The organism is Mycobacterium sp. P4_H6, assembly GCF_056400845.1.
Genome location: NZ_JBFUKN010000049.1, coordinates 14,826 through 27,043 on the forward strand (window position 1 = coordinate 14,826; position 12,218 = coordinate 27,043).

Genomic DNA, 12,218 nt, shown 5'->3' on the forward strand with positions numbered 1-12,218 from the left:
CTATTTCAGTGTGTAGCGGCGGCCCAGCGGCACTGTCGTCATCGGTGTGCTGGTACACACCTGACCGTCGACCATGACCCGGTAGGTGTCCGGTTCGATGCTGATCTCGGGCAGGTAGTCGTTGTGCAGCAGATCGGCCTTGGTGAGCGCGCGGGCGCCCCGGCACGCCACCAGCGGGGTGTTCAGTCCCAGCCGGTTGCCTAGGCCCGCCGCGATGGCCGCTGCGGCGACGAAGTTGACCGACACATCGGCCGGGGTGCGGCCGTAGGCGGCCCACTGCGGCCGGTACTTCAGCGGCTCGCAGGTCATCAGGGAGGCGTTCGCCTCGCCCATCACCGACCAGGCCGGGAACCCACCCTTGAACACCACTTCGGGGCGGATGCCGAAGAACTTGGGTTCCCACAACACGATATCGGCGAGCTTGCCCGGTTCCAGCGAACCGACCTCGTGATCGATGCCGAAGAGCTTGGCCGGGTTGATGGTCAGCTTGGCGACATAGCGCAGGATCCGGGCATTGTCGGCGCCGGTGCCCTCATCGGCGGGCAGCGGCCCGCGGGTGGCCCGCATGTGGGACGCCAGTTGCCAGGTACGCGCGATGGTTTCACCGATGCGGCCCATGCCCTGGGAATCCGAGCCCATCGCCGAGATGGCGCCCAGATCATGCAGCACGTCTTCGGCGGCGATGGTCTCCCGCCGGATCCGCGATTCGGCGAACGCCACATCCTCAGGAATTCGCGGGTTGAGGTGATGGCACACCATCACCATGTCCAGGTGCTCGTCGAAGGTGTTCAGCGTGTACGGGTTGGTCGGATTAGTGGAGGACGGAAGGCAATACGGCTCACCCACCACCCGCATGATGTCGGGTGCATGACCGCCGCCGGCGCCCTCGGCGTGGTAGGTGTGGATGGGCCGGCCGCCGATCGCGGCCATGGTGTCCTCGAAGAACCCGGACTCGTTGAGGGTGTCGGTGTGGATCTGCACCTGCAGGTCGAGTTCGTCACCGGCGTCCAGGGAGGCCCGGATCGCGGCCGGGGTGGCGCCCCAGTCCTCGTGGATCTTGTACCCGATGGCGCCTGCCAGACCCTGCTCGATCAGCGGTGCGGTGCTGGAGGCGCTGCCGTTGCCGATGAAACCGAAGTTCATCGGGAAGGCCTCGGCGGCACCGAGCATGCGGGCCAGGTTGTTCGGTCCCGAGGAGGTGATGCCGACGGTGACCGGCCCGAGGCCGCCACCGATCATGGTGGTGATCCCGCTGGAGATGGCCTCCTCGACCAGTCCGGCGCTGTCGAAATGCACGTGCACATCGATGGCGCCGGCGGTGGCGATCATGCCCTCACCGGAGCGGATGTCGGTGCCCGCACCGATGATCAGTTCCGGATCCACCCCGTCCATGGTGCGTGGATTGCCGGCCTTGCCGACCCCGACGATACGCCCGTCGCGGATCCCGATATCGGCCTTGCGGATGCCGAGCACCGCGTCGATGATCAGCGCGTTGGTGATCACGAAGTCCAGTGCGCCTGCGGCATTGGTGAGATCGCCGTGCACCGCCATACCCTCGCGCATGGTCTTGCCGCCGCCGAAGACGGCCTCGTCACCGTAGACCGTCGCGTCGGCCTCGACCTTGGCCAGCAGCTCGGTGTCGGCCAGGCGCACCCGGTCGCCGGTGGTCGGTCCGTACAGTTCGGCGTAGCGGGCCCGGCTGATGCGATAGGCCATCTCAGGAGCCCGTGTCCAGGAAGCCGAGGGCGTGCATGTCGGTCATGAGCTCCTCGCTCGGGGTCGTGTCGGTGGGTGCGTTGGTGACATCGTTCTGGCCGATCACCAACCGTTCGCCGCCGTAGCTGGTCAGCGAAACATCCTGTGCTTCACCCGGTTCGAAACGCACCGCGGTGCCGGACGGAATGTCCAGGCGCATGCCGAAGGCCGATCGCCGGTCGAATCGCAGTGCCCGGTTGGTCTCGAAGAAATGGAAGTGCGACCCGACCTGGATGGGGCGGTCGCCGGTGTTCTCCACCGTGACCGTGGCGGTCGGCCGCCCGTCGTTGAGTTCCAGATCGCCCTCGGCCGGAAACAACTCCCCGGGGATGACGGCCAGTTCCTCGGCGCTGCGGTTCCCGGGTCCGATGGCGTCGTGCACGGTGACCAGTTTCTGGCCGTCGGCGAAGAACGCCTCCACCTGAACCGAACCCAGCAGGGTGCGCACACCGGGCAGCACATCGTCATCGGTGAGCACCCGCGCCCCGTGCGCCGCCGCGTCGGCGACGTTCGCGCCGGCGCGGGCGGCCTCCACGACCTCGTCGGCGATCAGCGCACGGGCCTCGGCGTAGCTGAGTGCCAGCCCGGCGGCGCGGTGCTTGCGGGCCAGTTCCGCGGCCAGGAAGAGCAGTAGCCGGTCTTCGTCCTTGGGGGTTAGATGCATGGTGTCAGCCCGTGATGCCTTCGGCCCAGGGGTATTCCTTGAGGTAGGGGTCCGGGGTGATCGGCTGCGGGGATTCCCACACCTGCTGGATCAGGCCGTCCGGCGCGACCTTCCCGATGCGTGCGGTCTTGGTGACGTGATGGTTCTCGCCGTCGATGGTGACGGTGCCCTCCGGTGCGTCGACGCTGACGCCGCCGGCCGCGCCCTGGATGTCGGGAACCGCGAACGACTGCGCCTTCTCGACGCTGGCCTGCCACAGTTTGACTGCGGTGTAAGCGGATTCCATCGGATCGGAGGTCACCCGGTCGGCACCGAAGCGTTGCTTGAAGTCTGCGACGAACGCGGCGTTCGCGGGGGTGTCCAGGGTCTGGTAGTAGTTCCACGAGGACAGCTGCCCCACGAGGGAGGCGGCGCCGATGCTCTTCACCTCTTCCTCGCCGACGCACATGGAAATCACCGGCATCATCTCGGGAGTCAGCCCGGCGCTGTTGTATTCGCGGAAGAAGGAGGTGAGGGACCCGCCGACGACGACGTTGAACACGGCGTCCGCGTCGGCGGAGCGGATCTTGTTGACGATGGTGGAGAAGTTGGTGCTGTCCAGCGGCACGTAGTCCTCGCCCTTGATCTCGATGCCGTTGGCCGCGGCGTAGGCCCTGACGATGGCATTGGAGGTGCGCGGGAACACGTAGTCGCTACCCACCAGGTACAGCGACTTCACCCCCTGCTCCTTGAGATAGTCCAGGGAGGGAATGATCTGCTGGTTGGTGGTGGCGCCCGAATAGTAGATGTTGGGCGAGGATTCCAGGCCCTCGTACTGCTGGCCGTAGTACAGCAGTGCATCCGAGCCTTCGAAGACCGGCAGCATCGCCTTGCGGCTGGCGGAGGTGTACCCACCGAAAACCGCTGCGACACAGTCACTGTTGACGAGCTTCTGCGCCTTCTCGGCGAACGTGGTCGGCTCTGAGGCGCCATCCTCGGAGAGCAGGTCGAGCTGCTTGCCCAGCACCCCGCCCTCGGCGTTGATCTGCTCGACGGCCATCACGATGGCGTCGTGGATCACCGATTCGCTGACCGCGAGACCGCCGGACAGCGAGTTGACCGCCCCGACCTTCACGCTGGCGCCCGAGGTGTCCACACAGTCCTGTGCCGCCGCGGTGTCGGTGTCACCGGCCCGGCTGCCGCATCCGACGGTGAGCATGGTGGTCGCCGCGAGCAGTGCCACGCCGACGCGCAGTCGTTTCATGAGGAGCCGCCTTCGAGGTCAGGGATCGTTGGCGCCCAGCGTAGGAATAGCCGGTGGCCGGGGGCTATGGGAGGAATCTCCCATTTGTGCCGCCACCGTTTCGTGTCCGCCGCAGCCCGGAAACATCCTCGAAACATGGCCTGCACATGATGCTTTCGAGGGGCAGAACCACGCGAAGGATGACCGATGGGAGCATACGGCGAGGTGCTGGGCAGCACGTCCAGTATCGAGACCCGGGCGCACGAGATGCTGGACGCGCTCGGCGCCAAAGCGGCGTCCTCGGCGTCGGCGATCAGCCTGTGGGATCCCATCCGGCGCTGCCATGTCGCGGTGGCCAACCACGGATATCCCGACGCGGTGATGGATCACCTGAACACCTGGTTCATCGATCACGATCCGCTCTTCGAGACCATGCGGGCCCGTGGTCTCGGCGCGCTGCGCTGGCGGGACTTCCCCGAGTACCGCGACACCTATTCGGTACAGGGTGTTTTCGCGCCCGCCGGCTTCGACGAGGGCCTGTCCGCACGACTGATCACCGCCGACGGCACCTACGCCGGTACCATCCACGTCAACTGTGACGACGCCCGTTACCCCAGCGATGACGATGTGGGCGAGATCAATTCACTGCGCGCACAGATGGCCGAGCATCTGGACTTCTCGGTGCGGCCCCGGATGGTGGCCGAGCTGCTGGCACCCCAGGCCCAGGCATGGGCGGTGGATGCCGCCGGCCGTGCCCATCTGCTGAGCCTCGGTGACACCTTCGACCGGCCGATCGACCGCGACCTGGTGGCCGATATGGCGCTGGCGGCGCACACCCCCGGGCTGGGCTTCCGCCCCGAAACCACCCGCTGGAACGACGGCACCGGCTGGCTGCACGTCCGCCACATCGCCACCGCTCCGCGCTACCACCAGGACAGCCTGGACGCGGTGATACTGATCACCGCCGACCCTTTGCCGTTCGCGATCACCCCGCGCGAACTGGACGCGCTGACCCTGGCGACGCAGGGTCTGACGAACAACCAGATCGCCGCGCAGCTGTTCATCAGTGTCCGCACCGCAGGTCACCACCTGGAAAGCGCGATGTCCAAACTCGGTGCCGGAAACCGGGCGTCCTGTGTGTCGCAGGCGGTCTCGTGGGGTTTGGTCTCGGGCCGGTTGCTGGCCGGGAATGAATCGGCCGCCCGCAGCGCTTAGCCCAGGGTGACCGATCCTGCTTTCCGCCTCGCCCCCGATGCCACCCTGCTCAAGCCGCTGCGCGTCGGCGCGACCGAAGCCGCCAACCGGATCTTCATGGCGCCGCTGACCCGCTCGCGTGCCCAATCCGACGGCACCCCATCGGATCTGGCCGCCGAGTACTACTCGCAGCGGGCCGGCGCCGGCATCATCATCAGTGAGGCCACCGCGGTGTGCGAGCAGGCCAACGGTGCCTACATGAACACCCCGGGCATCTACACCGACCGCCACCAGGCCGTGTGGGCCGAGATCGCGCAGGCGGTGCACGCCAAGGGCGGCAAGATGTTCGTCCAGCTCTGGCACGTCGGCCGGATGGCCCATCCCGAGATCAGCGGCTTCGACGTCGTCGCCCCGTCGGCCATCGCCGCGAACGCCGTGACCCACACCCCGTCGGGCAAGCAGCAGCTGACGGTCCCGCGGGCGCTGCGGGTGGACGAGATCGAGTCCATCGTCGGGCAGTTCCGTTCGGCCGCGCGCCGTGCCGTCGACGCCGGGATGGACGGGGTGGAAATCCACTCCGCCAATGGCTACCTGCTGCACGAATTCCTCTCCGATGTCGTCAACGTCCGCACCGACGCCTACGGCGGTTCGCCGGAGAACCGGGCCCGGTTCACCGCCGAGGTCGTCGAGGCCGTCGCCGACGAGATCGGCGCCGAGCGGGTCGGGCTGCGGATCTCACCCGGGGGAACTGCCGGGGACATGCGCGAGAACGACACCGTCGGCACCTACGAGGCCCTGCTGGGCCGCATCGCAGGTCTGGGCATCGCCTACCTGCACGTGCTGATCGATCCGTCGACCCAGACGTTCGGGGCGCTGCGGGCGCTGTGGAGCGACACCCTGGTGCTCAACACCGGCCGCGACACCGGCACCGACTTCTGCCAGCTGGAAAGCCTCGCCGACTGGGGCGCCGCCAGCGCCGTCGCCGTCGGGCGTACCTGGCTGGCCAACCCCGACCTGATCGACCGGCTGTTGCTCGGGGCAGAGCTCAACGAACCGGACGCCGGCACCTTCTACGCGTCCGGTCCGGCGGGTTACATCGATTACCCGACGCTCGACGAGCTGGAAGAAGCCCGCACCGCCTGATTTCCGGCGCTCAATGGCCACTTGTTGCACGTTCTCTCCGCGGAGGCGTGCGATAAGTGGCCATTCGCGTATAGCGGAAAGGACGCCCAACCAACAGGTTGGTTTGCGGTTTTGTTAAGCTGCGCGATCAGTGGACCACCGTCCGATGGACGTCCCCTGTCACCCACCCGAAAGGGAACAACACATGTCCGATGCCTTCATCTATGAGGCGATCCGCACGCCGCGCGGCAAGCAGCGCGGCGGCGCCCTCAACGAGATCAAGCCCGTCAACCTGGTCGTCGGCCTGATCGACGAGATCCGCGCCCGCTACCCCGACCTGGACGAGAACCTGATCAGCGACCTGATCCTGGGTGTCGTCTCCCCGGTCGGTGACCAGGGCGGCGATATCGCCCGCACCGCCGGCCTGGTGGCCGGCCTGCCGGAGACCACCGGTGGTTTCCAGCTCAACCGCTTCTGCGCCTCCGGCCTGGAGGCCGTCAACCTCGGCGCCCAGAAGGTCGCCTCCGGCTGGGACGACCTGGTGCTCGCCGGCGGCGTCGAGTCGATGAGCCGCGTCCCGATGGGCGCCGACGGTGGTGCCTGGGCATCTGACCCCGACACCAACTACCGCATCGGCTTCGTCCCGCAGGGCATCGGTGCCGACCTGATCGCCACCATCGAGGGCTTCTCCCGCGAGGACGTCGACGCCTACGCCGCACGCTCGCAGGAGCGCGCCGCGGCCGCATGGTCGGGCGGCTACTTCGCCAAGTCCGTCATCCCGGTCAAGGACCAGAACGGCCTCGTCGTGCTGGACCACGACGAGCACATGCGTCCGTCGTCGACCGTGGAGAGCCTGGGCAAGCTGAAGACCGCGTTCGACGGTATCGGCGCCATGGGCGGCTTCGACGATGTGGCGCTGCAGAAGTACCACTACGTCGAGAAGATCAACCACGTGCACACCGGCGGCAACAGCTCGGGCATCGTCGACGGCGCCGCCTTGCTGCTCATCGGCAACGAGGCCGCAGGCAAGTCGCAGGGCCTGACCCCGCGCGCCCGCATCGTGGCCACCGCCACCAGCGGTGCCGACCCGGTCATCATGCTGACCGGACCGACCCYGGCCACCAAGAAGGTGCTCGACCGCGCCGGGCTGACCGTCGATGACATCGACCTGTTCGAGCTGAACGAGGCCTTCGCCTCGGTGGTGCTGAAGTTCCAGAAGGACCTCAACATCCCGGACGAGAAGCTCAACGTCAACGGTGGCGCCATCGCCTTCGGCCACCCGCTCGGCGCCACCGGCGCCATGATCACCGGAACCATGGTCGACGAGCTGGAGCGCCGCGGCCTCAAGCGCGCCCTGATCACGCTGTGTGTCGGCGGCGGCATGGGCGTGGCCACCATCATCGAGAGGGTCTAAGGAAAAGTCATGGCAGAGAACACCATTCAGTGGGACCAGGATGCCGACGGCATCGTCACGCTGACGCTGGACGACCCCACCGGCTCGGCCAACGTGATGAACGAGCACTACAAGGAATCCATGCACAATGCGGTGGAACGCCTTGTGGCCGAGAAGGATTCGATCACCGGCGTGGTCATCGCGAGTGCGAAGAAGACCTTCTTCGCCGGCGGCGACCTCAAAGGCATGATCAACATCGGCCCCGATGACGCCCAGCAGGCGTTCGACGAGGTCGAGTTCATCAAGGCAGACCTGCGCAAGCTGGAGACCCTCGGCAAGCCCGTCGTCACCGCCATCAACGGCGCCGCGCTCGGTGGTGGCCTGGAGATCGCGCTGGCCACCCACCACCGCATCGCCGCCGACGTCAAGGGCGTCGTCATCGGCCTGCCCGAGGTGACCCTGGGCCTGCTGCCCGGCGGTGGCGGCGTGGCCCGCACCGTGCGGCTGTTCGGCATCCAGAAGGCGTTCATGGAGGTCCTGAGCCAGGGCACCCGGTTCAGCCCGGCCAAGGCCAAGGAGATCGGGCTGGTCGACGAGCTCGTCAAGAGTGTCGACGAGCTGGTTCCGGCCGCGAAGAAGTGGATCAAGGACAACCCCGAGGGTGGCGTGCAGCCGTGGGATGTCAAGGGCTACAAGATGCCCGGTGGCACCCCGTCCAGCCCCGGCCTGGCCGGCATCCTGCCGTCCTTCCCGGCGCTGTTGAAGAAGCAGCTCAAGGGTGCGCCGATGCCGGCGCCGCGAGCGATCCTGAACGCGGCCGTCGAGGGCGCGCAGGTCGACTTCGACACCGCCACCCGCATCGAGAGCCGCTACTTCACCCAGCTGGTCACCGGCCAGGTCGCCAAGAACATGATCCAGGCGTTCTTCCTGGATCTGCAGGCCATCAACGGCGGTGCCTCGCGGCCTGAGGGCATCGCGCCGGTCGAGATCCGCAAGATCGGCGTGCTGGGCGCGGGCATGATGGGCGCCGGTATCGCCTACGTCTCGGCCAAGGCCGGCTATGACGTCGTGCTCAAGGACGTCACCATCGAAGCCGCCCAGAAGGGCAAGGCCTACTCCGAGGCCATCGAGGCCAAGGCGCTCAAGCGTGGCAAGACCACCGAAGAACGATCTGCTGCGTTGCTTTCGAAGATCACCCCGACGGCYGACGCGGCGGACTTCGCCGGTGTCGACTTCGTGATCGAGGCCGTCTTCGAGAGCCAGGAACTCAAGCACAAGGTGTTCCAGGAGATCGAGGACATCGTCGAGCCCAACGCCCTCCTCGGCTCCAACACCTCCACGCTGCCCATCACCGGCCTGGCCAGTGGGGTGAAGCGCCAGGAGGACTTCATCGGTATCCACTTCTTCTCGCCGGTCGACAAGATGCCGCTGGTGGAGATCATCAAGGGCGAGAAGACCTCCGACGAGGCGCTGGCCCGGGTGTTCGACTACACCCTGGCGATCAAGAAGACCCCGATCGTGGTCAACGACAGCCGCGGCTTCTTCACCAGCCGGGTCATCGGCACCTTCGTCAACGAGGCGCTGGCGATRCTGGGTGAGGGCGTCGAGCCCGCCAGCATCGAGCAGGCGGGCGCGCAGGCCGGTTACCCGGCGGCACCGCTGCAGCTCTCCGATGAGCTCAACCTGGAGCTCATGCACAAGATCGCCGTCGCGACCCGTCAGGGCGTCGAAGAGGCCGGTGGCACCCACGTGCCGCACCCGGCCGAGGCCGTCGTGGAGAAGATGATCGAGATCGGGCGCCCCTCGCGGCTCAAGGGCGCCGGTTTCTACGAGTACGTCGACGGCAAGCGCACCGGGCTGTGGCCGGGACTGAAGGAGACCTTCAACTCGGGTACCACCGAGATCCCGCTGCAGGACGCGATCGACCGCATGCTCTTCGCCGAGGCACTGGAAACCCAGAAGTGCATCGACGAGGGCGTTCTCACCACGACCGCCGACGCGAACATCGGCTCCATCATGGGTATCGGCTTCCCGCCGTACACCGGTGGCTCCGCGCAGTTCATCGTCGGCTACGAGGGACCCCTCGGTGTCGGCAAGGCCGCGTTCGTGGCCCGGGCCAAGGAACTGGCCGCCCGCTACGGCGACCGGTTCAACCCGCCCGCCTCGCTGGAGGCGTAACCAGCTAGACCCAAGAACCCCCGGCCTCACCGTCCTCGAAGCGGCGAGCCCGGGGGTTTCTTGCGTTCGAGGCCTTGGCGGGGCGCACCCCGTGTGCCAGGCCGTGGGCGGTGTGCAGGCCGGCGGCGAAGGCCGCGAGAGTGCGGAAAGGCTTGCGTTGCTTCGTCATGTTCTCGACCATGCCGGAAGGGCACCGGGTCGAACAGTGGCACTGAGGCCGCTGTTCGTTAAGATAGTGACATGCACACGGTGGCGATCCTGGCCTACGACGGCATGACGGGCTTCGAGTCCGGGCTGGCCGCGGAAATCTTCGGCATGGCCGAACTGGCTGGCCGGTTCTCCGCCGGCGTCGCGCCCACCGGGTACGCGGTGAAATTGTGCTCCGAACAGCCCGAGATCCGGATGCTCGGCGGGGCGGTGGTGCGCACGTCCTACGGCATCGAGGACCTGGCGACCGCGGACACCGTGCTGATTCCCAGCGTGCGCGATGTGGATCAACCGCCCTCGGGCGGACTCGTCGAGGCGATCCGGGCCGCGGACGGCCGTGGCGCCCGGTTGGTCTCGATCTGCTCCGGAGCCTTCGCGCTGGCCGCCGCCGGTGTGCTCGACGGCCGCACGGCCACCACCCACTGGATCTACGCCGACCTGCTGGCCCAGCGGTATCCCGAGATCGACGTCGACCCGGCGCCGCTGTACGTCGACAACGGGCGGGTACTCACCAGCGCGGGCTGTGCCGCGGGCCTGGACCTCTGCCTGCACATCGTGCGCACCGATCACGGGATGCGGGCGGCCAATGACGTCGCGCGGCGCTTGGTGATCTCACCGCACCGTGCCGGCGGGCAGGCGCAGTACATCGACACGCCCGTTCCCGAGCCCACCGCCGATGGCCGGATCGCCGCCGGAATGGCTTGGGCCATCGAGCATCTCGACAAGCCGATCGCCCTCGACGAGCTGGCTGCCCAGTCGGCGATGTCGCGGCGCAGCTATCTGCGCCAGTTCGCCAAGGCCACCGGGACCACGCCGATCAAATGGCTCATCGAGCAGCGCATCCAGGCCAGCCTCGCGCTGCTGGAGTCCTCCGACTTCTCGGTCGAACAGATCTCGGCGCGGGTCGGGTTCGAGTCCCCGGTGACCTTCCGTCACCACTTCGTCAAGCAGATGCACACCACGCCCAGCGATTACCGCAGTTGCTTCACCGGGTAGCACCGGGTGCACAATGGGCCGGTGACCGAAAGCTTTACCGAAAGGTTTGCGGCAGGGCTGGCGAGCTACGGTGACCGGCCCTGCATCGAGTTCGGGGGCCGCTGGTATTCCGGTGACGAGGTCGCCGCTTACGGCGCCGCCGTCACCGCGCTGCTCGACGCCGCCGGCCTCGCCCCGGACGCACCCGTCGGCCTGGTGGTACGCAACCGCTATCCGCACGCCGCCGCGACCATCGCGGCATTGGCCACCGGACGCCCGCTGGCGATGATCTACTCGTTCCAGTCGCCCGAGGCGATCGCCGCCGACATCGAACGCCTCGATGTCSCCGCGGTACTGGCCGACCAGCAGGACTGGACCGACGCCGTCACGACCGCGATCCACCGCATCGGCGCGGCCGGCGTCTCGCTGGGTGCCGAGGTGACCGCCCTCACCGCAGCCGGCACCACCCGGCAGCGTCTGCGGCTGGATGGCGCCCTGGCCATCCTCACCAGTGGAACCACCGGTCCGCCAAAGCGTTTCGTGGTCCGCGCCGCGGTGCTGGAGCACACCGTGTTCAGCGTCACCGGGGGACAGGCCGCGCCCGACGAACCCCCGGAACTGGTCTACTGGCCGCTCGGCGGGATCGGCGGGGTCTGTCAGCTGGTCACCGGGGTCTACGTCGGTAAGCGCATGGTGCTGATGGAGCGCTTCAGCGTGCCTGCCTGGGTGGACGTGGTCAAAACCCATGGCTTGCAACGCGTCGGGGTGCAACCCGCGGTGGTGCGCATGCTGCTGGAAGCCGACCTGCCCGCCGCCGACCTGTCCTCGCTGCAGTACGTGATGAGCGCGTCGGGTCCGCTCGATGTACCCACCCGCGACGCCTTCGAGCAGCGCTACGGCATCCCGGTGCTCACCGCCTACGGTGCAACGGAGTTCGCCGGATCGGTGTGCACCTGGACACCGGATCTCTACCGCGAGTTCGGCGCGCGCAAACGCGCCAGTTCCGGGCGCGCGCTGCCCGGTGTCGAGGTCCGCATCATCGACGGCGATACCGGTGCCGCGGTGCCGACCGGTGAGCAGGGCATCCTGACCGCGAAGGTGCCCCTGTTGGGCCCGGACTGGGTGCGCACCACCGATATCGCATCGGTCGACGAGGACGGGTTCATCACCCTGCACGGCCGCGCGGATGGCGCGATCAACCGGGGCGGCTTCAAGATCATCCCGGAAACCGTTCGGGGCGTGCTCATCTCGCACCCCGAGGTGCGGGACGCCGGCGTGGTCGGGGTGCCCGATGCCCGGCTCGGTGAGGTGCCCTTCGCGGCCGTCGAGACCGTTCCCGGCGCCACCGTGACCGAAGACGATCTGCTGGCGGCGGTGCGGGAAGCGCTACCGGCCCATCATGTCCCGGTGTCGGTCGCCTTCGTCGACGAGCTGCCGCGCACCCCGTCGCTCAAGGTGAGCGCGCCCGGTGTGGTCGCTTTGTATCGGCCCGCGACGTAGAGCAGGCT

At 67.7% G+C, this 12,218-nt stretch carries 10 protein-coding genes; 6 read left to right on the forward strand and 4 right to left on the reverse strand.

Annotated elements, in window-relative coordinates; translation table 11 throughout:
- Genes ureC through urtA form a run of 3 tightly spaced genes read right to left on the reverse strand, consistent with a single transcriptional unit; the run spans position 1 to position 3,662 of the window.
- Entirely contained in the window at positions 1 to 1,716 is a 1,716-nt protein-coding gene (gene ureC, locus AC1DTF_RS19810; protein WP_477475294.1) for an urease subunit alpha, read from the reverse strand.
- 1 nt (position 1,717) lies between these two features.
- Entirely contained in the window at positions 1,718 to 2,419 is a 702-nt protein-coding gene (locus AC1DTF_RS19815) for an urease subunit beta (protein WP_477475295.1), read from the reverse strand.
- Positions 2,420 to 2,423: 4 nt separating this feature from the next.
- Positions 2,424 to 3,662 carry an urea ABC transporter substrate-binding protein gene (gene urtA / locus AC1DTF_RS19820; protein WP_477475296.1) on the reverse strand — a complete coding sequence of 413 codons (1,239 nt, stop codon included), beginning with the start codon at positions 3,660 to 3,662 and terminating at the stop codon, positions 2,424 to 2,426.
- A 186-nt stretch (positions 3,663 to 3,848) separates the two neighbouring features.
- Between urtA and AC1DTF_RS19825 the strand changes: the two genes are divergently transcribed.
- The 4 genes from AC1DTF_RS19825 (at position 3,849) to AC1DTF_RS19840 (ending at position 9,528) form a co-directional block, all read left to right on the forward strand.
- On the forward strand, positions 3,849 to 4,856 hold the full coding sequence (locus AC1DTF_RS19825; RefSeq protein ID WP_477475297.1) for a helix-turn-helix transcriptional regulator: 1,008 nt from the start codon (positions 3,849 to 3,851) through the stop codon (positions 4,854 to 4,856).
- Between the two features lie 6 nt (positions 4,857 to 4,862).
- Positions 4,863 to 5,978: an alkene reductase gene (locus AC1DTF_RS19830; RefSeq protein WP_477475298.1), complete on the forward strand. Its 1,116-nt coding sequence runs from the start codon at positions 4,863 to 4,865 to the stop codon at positions 5,976 to 5,978.
- A 184-nt stretch (positions 5,979 to 6,162) separates the two neighbouring features.
- Complete coding sequence (locus AC1DTF_RS19835; protein WP_477475299.1) at positions 6,163 to 7,371, forward strand: acetyl-CoA C-acetyltransferase; 1,209 nt, start codon at positions 6,163 to 6,165, stop codon at positions 7,369 to 7,371.
- 9 nt (positions 7,372 to 7,380) lie between these two features.
- Positions 7,381 to 9,528, forward strand: a complete 2,148-nt coding sequence (locus tag AC1DTF_RS19840) for a 3-hydroxyacyl-CoA dehydrogenase NAD-binding domain-containing protein (RefSeq protein WP_477475300.1) — start codon at positions 7,381 to 7,383, stop codon at positions 9,526 to 9,528.
- A 4-nt stretch (positions 9,529 to 9,532) separates the two neighbouring features.
- On the opposite strand, the gene AC1DTF_RS19845 is transcribed toward AC1DTF_RS19840, so the two are convergent.
- Positions 9,533 to 9,697: a hypothetical protein gene (locus AC1DTF_RS19845; protein ID WP_156409261.1), complete on the reverse strand. Its 165-nt coding sequence runs from the start codon at positions 9,695 to 9,697 to the stop codon at positions 9,533 to 9,535.
- A 71-nt stretch (positions 9,698 to 9,768) separates the two neighbouring features.
- Between AC1DTF_RS19845 and AC1DTF_RS19850 the strand changes: the two genes are divergently transcribed.
- On the forward strand, positions 9,769 to 10,731 hold the full coding sequence (locus AC1DTF_RS19850; protein ID WP_477475301.1) for a helix-turn-helix domain-containing protein: 963 nt from the start codon (positions 9,769 to 9,771) through the stop codon (positions 10,729 to 10,731).
- Between the two features lie 21 nt (positions 10,732 to 10,752).
- Positions 10,753 to 12,210: a class I adenylate-forming enzyme family protein gene (locus AC1DTF_RS19855; RefSeq protein ID WP_477475302.1), complete on the forward strand. Its 1,458-nt coding sequence runs from the start codon at positions 10,753 to 10,755 to the stop codon at positions 12,208 to 12,210.
- The last annotated feature ends 8 nt before the right edge of the window (positions 12,211 to 12,218 follow it).